Below are 17,832 nucleotides of genomic sequence, written 5' to 3'. Positions count from 1 at the left end.
CAAAGATAGAAAAGGAAAAGCCCGGCACAACGCCGGGCCAAATAATCACCTACTGGATATTGACCTTCACCGAGGCGTCAACGCCCTTGGCTATGTAGATGCCAAGCGGGAGATTTTCGAGAGACATGCTGTTTACCGCCTTGCGGACAAGCGTGCCGTTCACGTTGAACAGCCTAATTTCACCCGCAGATTCAAGGCGGTTGCCCATGCGGACAATCCCCAGGTTCGCAAGACTGCCCACCCGCTTTCCAAGACGCTCGCCCAGCTGTGCGCCGGTTGCAATCTTCGTCGTGCCGCCGTCAAACCCTTCCACATGCGTGATGCCGTTATTCACGTAGTCGCCGAGCCCGTAGGCGCTACGCATAATCTTCAGCACGTCCATGTCGAACACGGAGCCGTCCGGCGCGGACTGCCTGCGGATAATGGTCATGTTGTTTTCGCCCTCGTGACCGGTATCCCAGGCGATAGGCACCACCTTGTTCTGTTTCGCGAGTTTCATCACGGCATCGTAATAGGCAAGGCGACCCTTGCGGTGCTTCGCGTAGTTGTCGCCCGTCAGCACGCCCACGCGGTCGTTCGCGCCGAACTCGCCGATAATCACAGGCACGCCCTTGTCCACAAAGTTCGTCTTCATCTTGCCGAACTGGTCCTGAATCTGTGCGCTGGTGCACTTGTCGCCCATGGCGCCCGCCCAGGCGTTGTAACCGCAGTTGTGCACGATGTCTGCACCAGTCGCGAGGTCGTCGCCCCAGTAGTATTGCGGATAAACTTGCGCGCCCCAGTCAACAATATCGTTCAAGAGTGTGTAGGTGTACGGGTCATAAAAATGCACCTCGACCATCAGGCGGTTTTCAATCACGTCCTTCGGGAGTTTAGAAACCGGCATCACCTCGGTCGTGCGGTCGATACTCGTGGAAGGCCCCTGAATTACGAGCGTACGGCTCGCGTTGTTCCCGCCCGTAGCGCGCACTGCATCCACGAATGTCTGGTGGTATACCATCAGGATTTCCGTCTCATGCTTGTAGTTATCATCGGTTGTCGCAGGCTCGTTCGCGCTCGCAAAGAGCAGGTTCTCGTTATAGTCCTTGAACCGCGTCGCAATCTGCGTCCAGTAGGCCTTCTGCTTCGCGTTCACCTCGTCCTTCTTTTCGTCCTTCAGGTTCTCTTCGAGCCAGCCGCCATCCCAGTGGATGTTCAGGACCGTCACGAGGCCTGCGCGCATGCACATGTCCACCACCGTCTGCACCGAGTCCATCCAGCTTTCGTTGATGACGCCGTTACTCGCGTGGCTGTCCCAGGCGCAGGGAATGCGTATGGTGCTGAACCCCGCCGCCTTCACCGAATCGATGTAGGCCTCTGTCGGGAACTTGTTTCCCCAACCCGTCGGGTTACCCGGAACTTCCATCGTGTTGCCGATGTTGATGCCGAAGCCCATCTTGTTGAACATTTCGCCCGCAGTCGGGAGCGTTTCGGCATTCGCGAGCACAGCAAGCGACGCCACGGAGAAGGAAGCGGCCACCGCCGCAGTCCAGAGTTTATTTTTAGACATAACATCCCTTTAGGATGCCAAAGGCACCCCCATTTCAAACAACACCTGAAATATATATGGATTTATGGCCCGCGGGCACCCTTCCGGCACTTTTTCCGTTGACAAGATGTCAACCACGTTCGCAAATAATGTATTTTGATACCATGACAACGCCGCAAAACATTCCCGACCCGACGGCAGTACACCCGATTGCGGGCTACGACAAGGAAATCTACGTGAAGCCGACGCTCAAGAACCCGAATATAGTCGTGGGCGACTTCACCTACATTGCCGACAGCGAATTCGAGAGCCACGTGACTCACCTATATCCGTGGAACAACGACAAGCTGGTTATCGGCAAATTCTGCCAGATTGCGGCGGGAGTGGAGTTCGTGATGAACGGGGCAAACCACCAGATGAATGCGGCATCAACATTCCCGTTCTACACGCTCACAGGCTGGGACATGAAGGCGCCTGCAAAAAGCGATTTACCGTTCAAGGGCGATACCGTTATCGGGAACGACGTGTGGATTGGCCAGAACGTAACGATACTCCCCGGAGTGCATATCGGCGACGGTGCAATCATCGGCGCAAACAGCGTCGTCGGTAGCGACGTGGAGCCCTACACGATTGTCGCGGGCAACCCGGCGCAGTTTATACGCAAGCGCTTCGACGAAGAACTCACGAACCTGATGCTCGAATGGCGCTGGTGGGACAAGCCCATCGAAGAAATAAACTCGCTTATCCCGGTACTCACGAGCAGCGACTTGACAGAAGTCAAGAAGAAAGTGAAAGAAATGCTCGGGAAATAGCCCGGCACTAATTACACGAACACGACTTCGTTGCCGACGCGCGGGGATTCCGCGCGGTTCGGGAGGCCACTCTCGGTGTCGGCGTAGCCGATGGCAACGGAGGCGTACACGCGCTCGTCCTCACGCAAGCCAAAACCGCGCAGGTATTCGAGGAGCGTCGGGTCTTCGTTCAGCCACTTGAGCTGGTTGATGTAGCAACTGCCCAGGTCGAGTTCGTTCGCCGCAAGCATCATGTTCTCCACAGCGCAGGCGACATCGGCCATGTTGTTGCCGTATTCCTTCCTGTTCGCGACCACGATCAGCACGGGAGCCGTATAGCAGAACGAGTAGCTGCCCTTGCGGGCGAGCGTGATGGAATTCTTGAGGCTCTTGTACAGGTCTTCGCGGAGTTCCATCGCGGCAAAGGCGGACTGCACGAGTTCCTTGAGCTTCGCAATCACCGAAGCATCCGAAATCACGAAGAAGTGGTTGCTCTGCGCGTTGCCGCCGGTAGGCCCGAACTGGCCCGCCTCGACAATCTGCTTCAACTTCTCGAGTTCAACAGGCTGTGCCTTGAACTTACGGGTACTGCGACGTGTGCGTATTGCTTCGAGTGTGTTCATACTACTTTTCCAGCGGCAACACCAGGATACGCGAGTTGCGCTTCTGGTTGTAGTTGTCCCGCTTGCTCTTGGGCAAGTCCTCGACCGTCCCGTCTTCGAATCCGAACGGGTAGAACCAGTCGAGTGCCTGCGTCGTGAGCAGGAACAATTTCTTGTAGCCCTTCATCTGGCCAATCGAAATCAGGTGCCGCACGATGGCGTCGCCAATTCCCGACTTGCGGTAGTTCGCACCCACGGCAATGCCCGCAATTTCGGCCATGCCGTCTTCGAAGGCGTGCAACGCACCGCAACCGTGAATGCTGTTGTCGATGCTGTACACCACGTAGTCCTTGAGCTTTTCGGAAATGCTTTCCTGCGTACGCGGCACCAGGTAGCCCTTCGCGATGTAGTCCTGCATAATCCGGAGGATATCCGGAATATCTTCGATGTTCGCGGGCCTGATACTCGAGTACTGGTTCGCGTACACCATGGTACCGTCACCGCGTGCACTGAAGACTTCCTGCAGCACGCTACCCTGGAATTCACCGCTCAGCAAGTGGACACGGTTCGCGCCCGCCTCGCAAGCATGGATGGCGTTCATCAGGTAGTCCATCTGCGCAAAGTTCAACACGTCGGAATTGAGTTCCAACAGTTCCTTTGCCTGGTCCACGTCCAAAGCCGAAATCACGCCCGACTCGGTGGGTTCCAGGTACTTGGTGTTCTTGCCGGTCACAAGCCCCTTGAGCTTGATACCGTTCTCGTTACCAATGAAGAACAGCTTGCCCACCTTCATGTACTTGCAGATTTCGGTCGCAAGTTCGGTGGAGCTGATGTTGTAGGCATGCCCGAGCTTGTTCCAGCCAATCGGCGGAATGATAGGCACAAACTTTTCGTTCAAAAGCTGGTCGAGGATATCACGCTGGATCCTTTCGATCCGGCCCGTCCTCATGTAGTCCACGCCGTCGATGACGCCGAGGCTCCGCGCCAGCACCCAGTTGCCCTGGATACCGCTCAGGCCGCTCGCCGTGAGGTGGCTCATGATGCGCTGGGCAACGCCCAGAGACGCCTGCTCTATGAGGGGCAGGGCCTCTTCGCTCGTAAGCCGCACGCCATCGTGGAACTTGGACTCGATTTCCCAAGCCTTGAGCTGTGCGTCGATACTCTTACGCGTCCCGGGCACGATAATAATGCGGATACCCGCCTTGTGCAACAGGGCGATATCTCGCATGAGCACCGGGAACAGGGGGTGGTCCATAAGGCTGTCGTCAATCTTCAAAATGAAGAGCTGGCCCTTGAACCGGTCCATGTAACCGAAGACTTCCCGGATGAACCCGGCGACTTCGAAGTGCTGAGAGTAAAAATCAGACGCAGACTTGTTCATGGTACAAAACTTAATAAAAAACGGCACCCCTGGGGCGCCGTTCTGCAAAAAACTAGTCCTTACACTTTAAGGATTACTTCTTCTTGCCCTTCGCAGGCTTCTTTTCTTCCTTTGCGGGCTTGGCAGGTTCGGCAGGCTTCGCGGTTTCCGGAGCAGCAGGTTCAACAGAAGTGACCTCGCCCGTCTTGGCTGCATCTGCCGGGGCGGCAGGCGCCACGGCGGTGGTATCCACTGCCGGAGTCTCGGTATAGACCTTCAGGAGTTCGACTTCGAACACGAGGAGCGCATTCGCCGGAATCATCGGCGGCACGCCGGCCTCGCCGTAGGCAAGGGCACTCGGGATCCAGGCCTTGACCTTCATGCCTTCCTTCATCACCTGGAGCAGGTCCTGCCAGCCTTCGATGACGGCACTCACCGGGAATTCCAGCGGTTCGCCGCGCTTCACGCTGTTGTCGAACTCGGTACCGTCGAGGAGGGAACCGATGTAGTGCACCTGCACCTTGTCGCCCACCTTGGGCATAGCACCCGCACCGTCCTTGATAACCTTGTACTGCACGCCCTTCGTCGTGACCTTCACGGTAGAATCCGTGATGTTCTTGGCGAGGAACGCAGCCTGTTCGTCAAGCGCCTTCTTCGCGGCGGCCTTCTCGTCGGCTTCCTTCTTCTGCTGCATCTTCAGGAGCAAGTCCTGCAGGGCAACCTCGGAAGCGGAATCCGTCATAAGCACGGTGCGGCCCGAATCCACCTCGTCCCTGATGGCCGAGATGATGACGTCAAGCTTGAGCGGCACGCTGATGTTCGCGATTGCCTTGCCCAGGTCCATGCCGAGCGCATAGCTGTAACGGTCGACCGCACTGTCCAGGGAAACCTTCCCGGAATCAGACACCGCGGCGGGCGCCGGGGCTGGGGTCGGGTCGGTCGCAGGAGTGGCGTTCTTGTTCCCGCCACAGGCAACCAAGGCAGTGCAAGAGACAGCGGCGAGCGCAATATAAGTAAACTTCATAGAAAAAACCTCATTTTTCGTGTGACCTGGGGCACTTTGACAAAAATAGGATTTTTGCCCCAAAAAGACCACCTCGGTCAGCCGCAATTGCCTTTTTTCGAATAAATTATGCAAAAACTGCCATTTCCTGCAAAAATTGCACACTTTGAAATCCAGTGACGCATTTCACGCAAAACCCGTAATGTAAACTTCTGTAAACAAAAAGGGTTGCAGACGGCGTAAGATGTTTTTATTTTTTTACCCAAGGACAGAGAGGAACTATGGAGCATCGTTTCATGGACATCGTGTCGAAGGCCTCGGCCAACAAGAGCCGGTTCGATTCTTCTGTCGAAGAAATCGCCAGCGCTCTCGACACATCCATCAGGGCAGCCTCGCGCAAGGCGTGGGTCGGCCATGCCCGCCGCGTTCCCCTCCAGACGACCGGCTGGCTCCGCGGCGCACTCTCCTACCCGTGGGTCATCGTGACCGCCGTAATCCCCGCCATACTCGACACTCTGCTATAAGTCCCCGAGCAGCCTTTTTAATTCCCGCGGCATCCGTTGCTGCGGCTTTTTTTTATCTTTGTCGGCGAATCAATCGCGCAATATGCGCTCCGGAGACATTATGTCAGCACTCATCCTCGACGGCAAGGCACTCGCCAAGACCACTGAAGAAGAACTCAGCGCCCGCGTGGCGAATCTCAAGGAAAAGACGGGCAAGACCCCCATCCTCGCGACCATCCTGGTGGGCGACGATCCGGCCAGCGCCACGTACGTGAAGATGAAGGGCAACGCCTGCGCACGCGTGGGCATGGAAAGCATCCGCGTGGTGCTCCCCAAGAACACCACCACCGAGGAACTCCTCAACAAAATCCAGGAACTCAATGACAACAACGATGTGCACGGAATTTTGCTGCAGCACCCGGTACCGCGCCACATCAACGAACGCGCCGCCTTCGAGGCCATCGACGCCCGCAAGGACGTGGACGGCGTGACCTGTCTCGGCTTTGGCCGCATGGCGATGGGCGAACCCGCCTACGGATGCGCGACTCCCGCCGGCATCATGCGCCTGCTGAAGGCCTACAATATCCCGCTCGCAGGCAAGCACGCCGTAGTCGTGGGTCGTAGCGCCATCCTCGGCAAGCCCATGGCACTCATGCTCCTGAACGCCGACTGCACCGTGACTATCTGCCACAGCAAAACGCAGAACCTCCCCGAATTCGTAAAGCAGGCGGACATCCTCGTGGGTGCCGTCGGCAAGCCCGAGTTCATCAAGAAGGAATGGATCAAGCAGGGCGCCGTCGTCGTGGACGCCGGCTACCATCCGGGTGGCGTCGGTGATATCGAGAAGGGTCTCGACGACGTAGCCAGCGCCTACACACCGGTTCCGGGTGGCGTGGGCCCCATGACCATCAACACGCTCATCTACCAGAGCGTGGAAAGCGGCGAAAAATACCTCGGATAAGCACAGACCTCACAAGCCATACCAAGAGGAGGCTCACGCCGACTCTTTTCCCTTGTAGCCGCTGAGGCCGAGCAGGATCAGCGCCGGCGTGTAGAAGTACCACACAAAGTTATTTGCGACCGTAGCGACGATTTCGCGGACGGTATGGTTGTCGCCCGTAGCCAGGGAAATCCCGACACAGGCATCGCAGCAGAAGAACAGGATCATGCCGCGCTTGATGTTCCGGGCATTCTTTTCGGGGAAATACCCCATCTTGGGCACCTTGCAGGCGACAATTAGCGAGCAGATGAGGAATGCGCCGTAGGTAGCGACAATCGGGACCGTCGGGCCATCGAAAATGCGGAACAGGTGCAGCGCGTTCGCAATGAACATCACCGTGAACGGGATACATAGAATCCACGGGAAACTCTTGTCCGTGTCGCTCGTGCGCGTATGGCGGTAGATGAACAGGGCCTGCACCACCATGAAGAAGCAGATGCCAAGCAACGTGTAGTCGTTGCGGAAACTCGAGCAACGGGTATAGTTGTGCATAATCTTGAGGCAGAAATCTGCACACAGGGCCATCGCAAAGCCGGCCTGCAAGAAATTGCGATCCCTCCGACAAAGGCAATTACCACCGATGAAGAACACGACGACCGTCATGATGGCGGTAACCGCGAACTTGGCGATATTCTGGTAGTTACTGCTTTCAATAAGGCACTGTTCGACAGCACCACAGCGGTAGAACACGAGCCAGTCCCTCACGAAGAACGTCACCATGAGGATACCGACGACAACTAAAAGAAGAGTAATAAGTTTTTTCTTGTTCATACAACTTAATATAGGCATTTTATATTAAATGTGCAACAAGAGAATTGTAAATAAAGTAAAATTATTTCGGATAACTAAATAATCTAACGCCTTGTGCGTTCTAGCTCGACGGCGTCTGCCTCGGCAGAATTCGGAGAGAGCATATTCTTCATGGTCTGGCCGACGTATTCCGCACCAATACCAATGAGCGTCCCCGTAAGGGAATCATTCGAGTATTCAAGATCCATCGCCGATACGGCATCGGATGCCGCCTTGTCGTTCCGTTGGGTAGCGCTATCCGAATAAACAAGCGGGCGCTTTTTCGTACCGCCTGAAAGGTCAATCGAATCGACCGCTGTCGGCGCAGGATTTTTCTTCTGCACAAGTTGGGCAAAGCCAAGCGACACACTCAACAACAAAACCGCTAAGACAAGTTTCATGCGGTCAAATATAGATTTTTTTTCAAAATGACAGTTTTTGTCGCAGGTAATTTGTATATTGGTCTATAGTTATGCATGTATTTATATATATGCATAAACAAAAAAGTACGCGCCTTGAGCAGCACAAACAAAACCCTTATACAGGAGGTTCCCTATGGCAACAATCTTCATCGACGATTCCAAGCCTTTCCCCGTTATTCCCGAACAACCGGACAATAGACACGAATCAGCCCTGGAGTTCTTCAAACGGCAAGCGGCTGGCCTTAAACTGATCAGTGACGAAATGGAACAAGAAACCAGGGAGCAGGAGGAAATGCGCAAGCTCCAGGAAAAGAGCTTTGAACGCAAAAAGAAACTGCTGTTCGACAACCTGGACCTGATACTGCGCCACCGTGACGAAATCCTCGCCACCCCGCGATACGCGAACATCGACACGCATTACGCCATCAAGGGCGGCGGACTCTACGTAGGCCCCCTGAGCACTTCAAGGGCGTTCAACATCGCAGGCAGCATTGTCAGGGTCAATCTCAGGCTCGCCACACTCCTGCGCATCTGGGAAACCGACCAGTTCAAAGTCGAATGCAAGTGCGGCGGAACGGCAGTCATCCGCAGCTTTACGGGTTCTCCGCTTTCGGGCAGTTCACGGGCGACCGCATATTGCCCCGAGTGCAAGCAGGAAGCACATGTCGCTAACCGCAGTTTCGGTGGATATTTCTGGTACTTGCAGAAAAAACTTTCCAAAGACGTCGAGACCGTCGCAAGGGATTTTATCGCCAAATGGACGCTCGCCGAAACGGATCACGAAAAGAAGGTCGCCGAAGGGAAATACAAAGACCCCAAGCCAGGCGACGATTTCCACGGTGACGGCACGCCGTGCAATCTCGAAACATTGATTAACGAATTGAGGATGAAGGAATTCGAAGAATCCGTAAATTCACAAAAATAAGCAGATGTCAATATTTGACACTTGCATTGATTAAATTTAAAACAGAGAAAAGGAGCAAACCATGACACTCGAAGAAAAAGTAAAAGAACTCTACAACGAGCTGAAGCCCAAGTGCCAAGCCGAAAACCGGAACCTGGATTGGGAAATCCATAAAGCCCTAAGGCGCTTCCGCAAGGAACACCCCGATCTGGATGACCAGTGGGCCAGGGAAGCAGAAGGTTTAGATACCAACATATAACTATATTCTCACTATGCTGCACCTGAATTTTGCACTGAACCTGACAAACCTCGTCGACCAAATGATTGACGAGATTTCGTGGTGCTGGGAAAACCCGTTTGAGGCGCCCATGGTGATTTTCCCGGACCCGAAACTGGAACAGTGGTTCCGCCTGCGCTGGGTGCAAAAGAAAGGTGTCATTGCGAATCTTGAAGTCACGACGATTGACAAGTTCCTGTTCCGCGTCCTTTCGCATGGGGATTCTTCGAAACAGAAAATTTCGACCGATATCCTCCGGAACGTGCTACTCGCATACCTCAAGGGCAACGCCCTAAAGCAGAACACACCCATCCTTCGGGAACTCCATTCTTACCTGGATGGCGAAACCGGCGAGATTGACGACGCCAAACTTTTTGATTTTGCCAACACGCTCGCGGGACTCTTCCTGGAATACGAAACGAGCCGCCCGGGCAACTTCATTTCGCCACTGCAAAGTGACCATCACGAAGGCCTGCTCGCCTACTGGAAACAGGGCGACCTGCGAGACTTCTTCTCGACCAAGGACAGGCCCGTCCCCAAGGAAAAATGGCAGCGCCATATCTACGCCAAGCTTTTCCACAACGATGGCGGCGAATCCCTGTTGACCAAGACTTTCAAGGCAACGGTAAAGCGCACCAACCAAGAAACAGAATTCCTGACACTGCCTTACCTGTTTTCGCAATGCAACAACAATTTTGACTGCGACAGGCCCATCTTTATTTTCGGGCTCTCCGGAATGGGCCAATTCTACCGGGTCATCCTGCAAGAAATCGCAAACCAGAAAGAGGTTTACGCCTATATCCAGAACCCGTGCATGGAATTCTGGGAAGATATCGACGTAAAGCATGTAAAGCACTGGAATAAGTCCAATGCGCCTGCGGGAATCGCCCTGCCCAAAACGGCAGATGACGATGCCGAGCAGAACCTGGACGAAAACGAAAACCTGCTGCTGAAAAACTGGGGCCGCACCGGCCGTGAAAACATAAGGCTCTGGTGCCTCTCCAGCGACTACACGTTCGATTTTGTCGATGCAGATTTCTGCCCCGACACGCTGCTGCACCAGGTGCAATACCTGGTAGCGCACCGCAAGAATGTTTTCGACGCAGATCTCCTGCAAGACAATGCCGGCAAGGCGGCAGACCATACGCTTTCCCTGACAGCGGCGCCATCGGCATTGCGCGAGATAGAAGCCCTCCATACGGAAGTCTGCCAGCTTCTGCAAAGCGGAACACGCCTCGACGAAATGGTTGTAGTGTCCCCGAATCTCGACCAGTACAGGACCCCCATCGAACAGGTCTTCAATGCGGCGAAAAAGGATTCCCCGTTCTACATTCCGTTCACCATTACAGATTATCCCGAAAAGGATTCCCTGATTGAAAACGCCATAAACAACCTGTTCGAAATTCACCAGCAGGGTTACATTTCCAGGCCGGCATTTTTCAGTCTTGTAAAGAATCCGGTAGTCCAGTCCTCGCTTTCCATAAATCCCGACTACATCTCCGCATGGGAACAATGGATTGTGAACATGAACGTGTTCCGTCACGGGGGCAAAATCCGTGAAGACGACTGGGAGCATTGCGTCAACCAGCTCCTACTCTCGCAGGTGAGCGCAAGCCCGTTCCGTTCCGAAAGCGACGGGTACGTGCCCTATTCAGATATTGAATCCGGTAATTCAGATTCCGTACAGAAATTCATCGATTGTATCGACGGACTCCGCAAATGGATTGCATTTGCGCGGGAAGGCCTCGACGTTAGCGACAAAAACGGCATCCAGCAATTCGAAAAGATGCTTTCGCACTGGGTCTCCATCCCGGCAAACGAAGATGAATTCATTAACGAGAAAAGCATCTGGCACAAAGTCCAGAACGCCATCGACTTACTGAACATCCAGTTTGATGCCGGAGCCGAATACATCTCCTGGAAAATTGTCCAACAGACCATCCAATGCGCATGCAAGAATTCCCGCGGGGGCAACAACCGGCTGTTCAGCGGCGGACTCACATTCATGAAGTTCTCCGTCAACCGCACCATCCCTGCAAAGCACATCTTCTTCATCGGGGCAAACGCGAGCGTATTCCCTGGCCGCAAGAGGCAGAACACGATAGATTTGCGCTCGCAGGCGGCGCGCTGGCCCGGCGACGATTCCGTCATTGACCGCAACTGCTATACGTTCCTTTGCCAGCTGATGAGCGCCACGGAAGGTTTCCACATCAGTTACATCAACAGGAACCTGCAGAAAGACGAAGAGCTTTTCCCCGCATCGGTGGTACGCGACCTGCAATTCTTCATCGCCTCTTCGGGCGTGCCGGGCGCGAAGGAATTTGACGAAAAGAAAATCCCGCTCGACGAGACGCGACCGGCCGACGAACTATTTACGCAGCGCTCCCTGCGGAACAGGAAGAGCCTGCATATTGACGGCAACGTGAACAACCCGCCGAAAATTGAAATCGAAGGCAAGCCCATAATACTCCCGGACAAGGTTACCGTACGGGAACTCAAGCTGTTCTTTGACGACCCCTTCCGTTTCCAGCTGGCGAAATCCGTACGCCTGCCCTCTATCGAAGAAAACCCGGAAAAGGAACTCTTTGAACCCATAGACCTGAAGGCCTACGACAAGTCAAAACTGCTCAAGGAATTTGTCCATTCCATTTTGAGCGAAGACTTTAGCGGGTACACGAAGACAGAACAGGAATGGATTCTAAAGAGGAAGTTCCCGAACGGAATCTTCGGGGAAATGGTCCAGCAAAAGTACAACGACCTCGCAATGGATGTTTCGCAAAAAATCCAGAGCGGAGACTTCTTGATTCCCGCAACATACCAGGAAAAGCGCGAAGCCATCTTGAATAACGGAGCCCACCTCTGGACGCTTACGACCACGCTGGATTGGTATTCGCAGCTAGACGAACACAAGCATATCCTTTTCACGGTAAAGAAGAACGGCGGTTCCACCGCAGATTTCGTCAAGATGTATCTCGATGCGCTCCTTATGGCAGCATCGAGTTCCACAAAAGACACTGCAGAAACATTCATCCTCCGTATTTACCTGTGCTCCAGCGATTCCCCGCAAGAGATTTCATTTGCGATACTGCCCACAGACGCTTCGCAGTTACTGGAAGAAATGTTCGACCGCGCCTTCATCCAGAAATACGGGAAATGCGCTCCGCTACAACTTTTCGATGAACCCCAAATCCTGTCTTTTGCAGACTACCGCAACAAACTGACATCGCAAAATGGCCCATGGGAATACTTTGACGGGAAAAACCTGTTTGCCCCGGAAAAATTCTCGGGATTCTCGATAGACAATTTCAAGGAAGAATGGATTACCGCCATCAAGGAACAGACTCAACTTCTTGCGCCCATCTGGAGTGGTGAAAATGGATAATTTCAACATCAATGAGTTCAAGGAAGATGAAAACCTGTTCATTGCCGCTTCTGCAGGAACCGGCAAGACGTACACCATCCAGCAGGTTGTCGCGCGGCTTGTTCTAAACGGCCTCACGCTCGACCAGATCCTTATCGTCACCTATACCGAAAAAGCGGCAGGCGAACTAAAGGACCGCATCCGCAAAAAAATCGAAGAGGAGTCCCTGAAGGCTCCGGGGAACGCCATGCTGCAACAGGCGCTCCGTGATATCCATAGCGCCCCCATCGGCACCATCCATTCCTTCTGCGAAAAAGTCTCTGCCGAATTTGCATACGAAGCAAGCGTCCCATTTGAACAAGAGATGATTGACGAGAGCGCCGTCGAGGACCTGATAGAGAAACTGATTCGCGACAACTGGATTCACGAAGAACTCTTTATCACGTTCCTAAAGAGCGGCGGAAACGTAGCTAGCCTTTCTGCACTCCTAAAGAGTGCCATACAGACATACATTCCCGAAACTATTTCGCTCCCGCCCGATTCCGATATCACTGCAGGCGGCGCCCCACTTGCTTACAGCGAACTGGGCAAGATAAGCGAAGCCAAGAACTACGAAGACCTGCTGCTCGTAGAAATTTTTGCAGCAGCGGTCCATGTTCTGCAAAGTAACGCAGACCAGCATGTCACCAAGAGCAAGACTGCCAAGGATTTGCTAAACGCCATCAAGGAATGGCGCAAGGGAAAGGCCCTTTATAGCGGGACCGTATTCCGCATCAATATCGAAGAGCCACAAGGCGACTTTGAAACCGCGCTGAAGATTATCGTCGATTTCAAGAGCCTGCTCGACTCCAAAAAGGGAATTGACACCCTTCTTTTGCAGAAATGCCTGTTCACCTATATTCCACGACTGTACAGGGAATGGGAAAAGGAAAAACGCACCAAGAAGATCCAGTCGTTCAACGACATGATCCGAAACGTGCGCAACGCCGTCATGGTCGAAAATTCTCCCCTGGTTCGCTCCATCCGGCAAAAGTTCAGGTACGCCATCATCGATGAGTTCCAGGACACGAACGCGCTCCAGTGGGATATCTTCAAGAAGATTTTTGTAGAAGCCGACGACGGCCAACACCACATTCTGGTGGTAGGCGACCCCAAGCAATCCATCTATTCGTTCCAGGGCGCAGACCTCAGCGTCTACGAAAAGGCCATCTCCGAAATCGGGCACGGGAAGGCACTTGCCACCAACTGGCGTTCCAGCGACGTGATGATAGAAGCCTGCAACACGCTATTCGAAACGAGCCCGCATTTCCATCTCAATTTCACGCCGTCCGACTGCCCGCCAGAACCGAAACCCAATGCGGAATACAAGGGGAAACCCGTAAAGCCTTTCTGGATTAGTGCCGAAGACATCGAGCCAAAGGAATATGCCGAAATCGTCGTCAACAACATCATCGATTTCTGCACCTTCGACGGCGACAAGACCCGGTTACAAGTTCCCGACAAGCAAACACACGAACTGCGAAACGTTAAATTCTCGGATTTCGCGATTCTGGCACGTACGCGTTCCGAACTCGAGCACGTTGAATACAAGTTGCGCAAAGTCGGCCTACCCTTCTTGCGCTACAAAGACGAAAACCTGTTTACCAGCAGGGAATGCGCCGAATGGAGCGCATTACTCAAGGCAATCGACGTCGACAATTACTCCGAAAGGAACCGCAACCTCCTATACGCCGCATTGCTGACAGACTTCTGGGGTAGGGACCTAGATTACATAAACGCCCTCACAGCCGGCGAAAAGAGCATCGACGAGATTTCCACGTTTGCCAAGTGGCATGCGCTTGCAGAATCACGCCGGTGGGCCGAACTGCAAGAAAGTATTTACGCAGATTCCCCAAACATGGGTGAACTCTATCAGCCAGAAAATCTCCAGAGTCTAAACAAGATTCGTCAAATCGGGGATTACGCCGTCGAATACCTCTACACGACCAATTGTTCGCTTGAAGAACTGGTCCGCCACCTGGACGCCCTTGTCACTAATTCCGAAAGCGCACTGAAGGATTCCAGCATCGTCGCGAAGGGAACTGACCTCGATGTCATCCAAACCATGACAATCCATGCATCAAAAGGGCTTGAATACCCGATTGTCATTTCTGTCGCAGGCGAACGCGGGCATATCGGTTCTTCAGGGCCCTATCTGGTGCATTCCGAAACGGATTCCAAACGGAACCTGAGCTTTGACGACGACGCAAAGGACCTTTCAAGGCGCGAAACAGAAGCAGAATGGCGCCGCCTGTTCTATGTCGCATTTACTCGCGCAACGCACATGCTTATCATGCCCCGCTTTGCAAAGATGAAAAAGAGGGCGGACGGCAAACTGCAAGAACGCAAGAAAGAGATGACCTGGCTTTCTGTAACCATGGATGATTTTTGCCAGAACAGCACCAACCAGGAACTGTATTACGAACGCCTTGTTGAAAAGCCTGTCGAGAACGTAAAGGCGCGAATCTCCCAGATTCTAGGTGGCATGGGCAACGGCGAAAAAGACACTAGCCTAATTGACGCCACAAAACTGGCAGAAAAGATGGCCGCCTGGAAGGTCTGGGGGCGTTTCCCGCATTCCACGTCGTACTCGCAAATTGCACACGGCAAGCAGGAACAAGAAACAGACGAAGGCCGCCTGCAAAAAGACGAAGGCGATGGTGCCGCTCGCACCGTGAAGGATACAAGCACATACCCGCGCGGCGCAGAACTCGGTAACGCGCTGCACAAGATTTTTGAACTCGTCGATTTCCAAAAGATAGGCCAGGCAGACTTGCAAACACTAAAACAGGACTCCGCATTCAAGGAACTGATCGTCTCTTCGTTCTTGCACGAATCGCTGGATATCGATTCCCACCCCGATTGGCTCGATACAACTATCAGCTTTGTCTGGAATACGCTCAACGCCAGCCTTGCCGTTATCGAAGGCAATTCCATAGGGCAAGATTCCTTTAGCCTTAATGAAATCGCCAACGATTCTCGCCGAAGCGAAATGCTCTTCTTTATGGATTTAAAATCCGCGCGCGAAAAGGAAGTGATAAACCTTTACTGCAAGGGTTTCATGGACCTTCTGTTCAAGCGGAACGGGCGTTACTGCATTCTGGACTGGAAATCGGACTATATCGATACATACGATGAACCAGCCATGAAGAACCAGATGCTCCTGCGCCGTTACAACGTGCAACAGATTCTCTATTCCTACGTACTAATCCGCTGGCTAAAATCGTTCTACCCGCAAATGAGCGAGCAGGAAATATTCGACAACTATTTTGGCGGCATCTACTACGTGTTCTTCAGGGGTTGCCGCGCAAACGAAAATAGCGGCATAGTGGCAAGTACATTCGGCTCCTTCGAAGAACTGGAAAAACTTTACAGGGAGATTATCGCCTGATGCGTGATACGTTCATCAACACATTGCTCGAATGCGGCGGAATATCTTCGCTCCAGGCGCGGTTACTCAAGTTCCTGACCGGCCTCCAGAAGAATTTGAACCAGGATGCGCTAAACCTGTTTGCTCTGTTGCTTGCAAAGCAAAGCGACGGCGACACGCGAATTTCCGTCGAAGAAGCCCCATTGCGCAAGGCAATCAGCAGGAAAATGCAGAACCTGGGCATTGCAGATTTCGAGCAGTTCTCGGAATCCATCGTGAACGGGGCATCATCTATCAAGCAGGGCGCCTACGGGAATATTATTGACAGCGCACCGGACGCCAGTTCCTTCTACCAGAAACCCTTCATACTGCAGAACGGATTCCTGTACCCTTCCAAATACTATTTTGCGAAAGTCATCGTCGAAGACAAGGTCAAGGAATTTTTCAACCACATTCCTTCCGATGAATCCGAAATCCCGCAATGCATCCGGACCATCGAATCTATCACGCGTGGCCCGCAAGGGGGCGGAATCACGCTGGAAAAAGAACAGGCGCTGGCCGTAATCCGCGGCAGGCAAGAAAACCTGATTATCACAGGCGGGCCCGGCACCGGCAAGACGACGGTCACCTTCTTCTTGCTCCGCGAACTCTACCTGAATTCCGAAAAGCACCTGCAGGCGCCACTCTATCTTGCGGCTCCCAGCGGCAAGGCCGCCGACCGCATGAAGGAAAGCATCGAGCAGTCCGTGAACCTGATTGGCGCCGACGAATTCGAAACGAACCTCGTCATTTATAACAAGATGTCGAACGCAGATTCCTATACGCTCCATAGGCTGCTGGGCTACAAGCCCGACGACAATAAATTCATCTATAACTCCGAAAACCGCTTCCCGGAAAATTCCGTTTTCGTTATCGATGAATCGAGCATGATCGACCTGACGCTTTTTGCAAATTTCTTGCAAGCCCTACCGCATAGCGCACGAATCTTCCTCCTGGGCGATGCACACCAGCTGCCTTCCGTCGATGCAGGCGCCGTACTCGGCGAACTTCTGGAATCCAAGGCCGATTCAACTGTCAAGCTTACCGTCTCAAGGCGCTTCAACGAAAACTCGGCCATCGGGCAATTGGCTAAACTCGATTTTAGCCAGTCTCCATGCACATTTGTTCTGCCAAGCGAATGGGACATGCACAGCGAAGTGCAATTGCTGAACCTGGATACCCGCGAAAAATCCACACAGCTACAGCGAATCCTCGAAAAATGGGCCAGCGAGTACCTAGATTCCTTCGTGGAGCTTGCCGCACAAGTTACCCCCAACAAGCCTAACCAAGATGAATTGCTGGAGCGCGTCTGGAACTTCTGCACACAGGCACGCATCCTTTCCGCAGAGCGGTCGGGGCCTGCGGGCGTCCAGAACATCAACGATGCAATAGAACGCCTCCTGCTTTCAAAAGCGAAGGGAGCGCCCATCAGCAAGATTATAATGCTCAACCGCAACCAGAGCAGTTTCAAGCTTTACAACGGAGACACGGGTATTCTCTTTACCAATGGTAACGGGGAAAAATTCATCCTGTTCAAAACCAACAGAGGGTTCGTTTTTTATCCGGAATACCAGTTTGCGCCCAATGTACTTGAGACAGCATTTGCCATTACCATCCACAAGGCGCAGGGCTCCGAATACGACAATGTATTGATGTTTATACCGACGAGGCCCGAGCACCCGCTCCTCAACCGTCAAATCCTCTACACCGGCATTACCCGCGCCAAGCATTCCGTGACCATCGTCGCGACATCCGAGACGTTCAAGGCCGCCTGCGAAACAGTCATCGAGCGCGATACGGGAATTGAGTTGTAGATAAGATCCCCGCCTACGCGGGGATGACAC

14 protein-coding genes are annotated in these 17,832 nt (G+C 53.4%); 8 read left to right on the top strand and 6 right to left on the bottom strand.

Annotated features, from left to right (window positions below; all coding sequences use genetic code 11):
- Nucleotides 1-49: 49 nt before the first annotated feature.
- Nucleotides 50-1,549: a glycoside hydrolase family 5 protein gene (locus B7994_RS09305; protein ID WP_233143145.1), complete on the bottom strand. Its 1,500-nt coding sequence runs from the start codon at nt 1,547-1,549 to the stop codon at nt 50-52.
- Nucleotides 1,550-1,692: 143 nt separating this feature from the next.
- Here B7994_RS09305 and B7994_RS09300 point away from each other — a divergent pair, with 143 nt between their 5' ends.
- Nucleotides 1,693-2,340, top strand: a complete 648-nt coding sequence (locus B7994_RS09300; RefSeq protein ID WP_088638290.1) for a CatB-related O-acetyltransferase — start codon at nt 1,693-1,695, stop codon at nt 2,338-2,340.
- A gap of 11 nt (nt 2,341-2,351) precedes the next feature.
- On the opposite strand, the gene B7994_RS09295 is transcribed toward B7994_RS09300, so the two are convergent.
- The 3 genes from B7994_RS09295 to B7994_RS09285 form a co-directional block, all read right to left on the bottom strand.
- Nucleotides 2,352-2,942 (bottom strand): nitroreductase, encoded by a 591-nt coding sequence (locus tag B7994_RS09295; protein ID WP_088638187.1) that lies wholly within the window; start codon nt 2,940-2,942, stop codon nt 2,352-2,354.
- Between the two features lies 1 nt (nt 2,943).
- A complete protein-coding gene (gene argA / locus B7994_RS09290) occupies nt 2,944-4,302 on the bottom strand; it encodes an amino-acid N-acetyltransferase (protein WP_088638289.1) in 1,359 nt (452 codons plus the stop codon).
- Nucleotides 4,303-4,375: 73 nt separating this feature from the next.
- The gene (locus B7994_RS09285; RefSeq protein WP_088638186.1) at nt 4,376-5,305 is read right to left on the bottom strand and encodes an FKBP-type peptidyl-prolyl cis-trans isomerase; all 930 of its coding nucleotides are present in this window, start codon (nt 5,303-5,305) and stop codon (nt 4,376-4,378) included.
- A gap of 260 nt (nt 5,306-5,565) precedes the next feature.
- Between B7994_RS09285 and B7994_RS09280 the strand changes: the two genes are divergently transcribed.
- Together B7994_RS09280 and folD are read left to right on the top strand one after the other, a co-directional pair.
- Nucleotides 5,566-5,808 (top strand): hypothetical protein, encoded by a 243-nt coding sequence (locus B7994_RS09280; RefSeq protein ID WP_144063822.1) that lies wholly within the window; start codon nt 5,566-5,568, stop codon nt 5,806-5,808.
- Nucleotides 5,809-5,908: 100 nt separating this feature from the next.
- Nucleotides 5,909-6,748, top strand: a complete 840-nt coding sequence (gene folD, locus B7994_RS09275) for a bifunctional methylenetetrahydrofolate dehydrogenase/methenyltetrahydrofolate cyclohydrolase FolD (protein WP_088638184.1) — start codon at nt 5,909-5,911, stop codon at nt 6,746-6,748.
- Between the two features lie 33 nt (nt 6,749-6,781).
- Here the strand turns inward: folD and B7994_RS09270 are convergent, their stop codons facing one another.
- A complete protein-coding gene (locus B7994_RS09270) occupies nt 6,782-7,558 on the bottom strand; it encodes a lysoplasmalogenase family protein (protein WP_088638183.1) in 777 nt (258 codons plus the stop codon).
- An 83-nt stretch (nt 7,559-7,641) separates the two neighbouring features.
- The gene (locus tag B7994_RS09265) at nt 7,642-7,977 is read right to left on the bottom strand and encodes a hypothetical protein (RefSeq protein WP_088638182.1); all 336 of its coding nucleotides are present in this window, start codon (nt 7,975-7,977) and stop codon (nt 7,642-7,644) included.
- 154 nt (nt 7,978-8,131) lie between these two features.
- Between B7994_RS09265 and B7994_RS09260 the strand changes: the two genes are divergently transcribed.
- The 5 genes from B7994_RS09260 to recD all read left to right on the top strand — a co-directional run bounded on the left by B7994_RS09260 (nt 8,132) and on the right by recD (nt 17,802).
- Nucleotides 8,132-8,923 carry a hypothetical protein gene (locus B7994_RS09260; RefSeq protein WP_088638181.1) on the top strand — a complete coding sequence of 264 codons (792 nt, stop codon included), beginning with the start codon at nt 8,132-8,134 and terminating at the stop codon, nt 8,921-8,923.
- A gap of 61 nt (nt 8,924-8,984) precedes the next feature.
- Entirely contained in the window at nt 8,985-9,161 is a 177-nt protein-coding gene (locus B7994_RS14105) for a hypothetical protein (RefSeq protein WP_158213120.1), read from the top strand.
- A 13-nt stretch (nt 9,162-9,174) separates the two neighbouring features.
- Nucleotides 9,175-12,561: an exodeoxyribonuclease V subunit gamma gene (locus B7994_RS09255; protein WP_088638180.1), complete on the top strand. Its 3,387-nt coding sequence runs from the start codon at nt 9,175-9,177 to the stop codon at nt 12,559-12,561.
- Nucleotides 12,554-15,970: an exodeoxyribonuclease V subunit beta gene (locus tag B7994_RS09250; protein WP_088638179.1), complete on the top strand. Its 3,417-nt coding sequence runs from the start codon at nt 12,554-12,556 to the stop codon at nt 15,968-15,970. The genes B7994_RS09255 and B7994_RS09250 overlap by 8 nt, the downstream gene beginning before the upstream one ends.
- Nucleotides 15,970-17,802, top strand: coding sequence for an exodeoxyribonuclease V subunit alpha (gene recD / locus B7994_RS09245; protein ID WP_088638178.1), 1,833 nt, complete (start codon nt 15,970-15,972; stop codon nt 17,800-17,802). Before B7994_RS09250 ends, recD begins: the two co-directional genes overlap by 1 nt.
- Nucleotides 17,803-17,832 lie beyond the last annotated feature (30 nt).

Source organism: Fibrobacter sp. UWR2, from assembly GCF_002210285.1.
Lineage (GTDB): Bacteria > Fibrobacterota > Fibrobacteria > Fibrobacterales > Fibrobacteraceae > Fibrobacter.
This window is presented reverse-complemented; position numbering and strand designations above follow the sequence as displayed.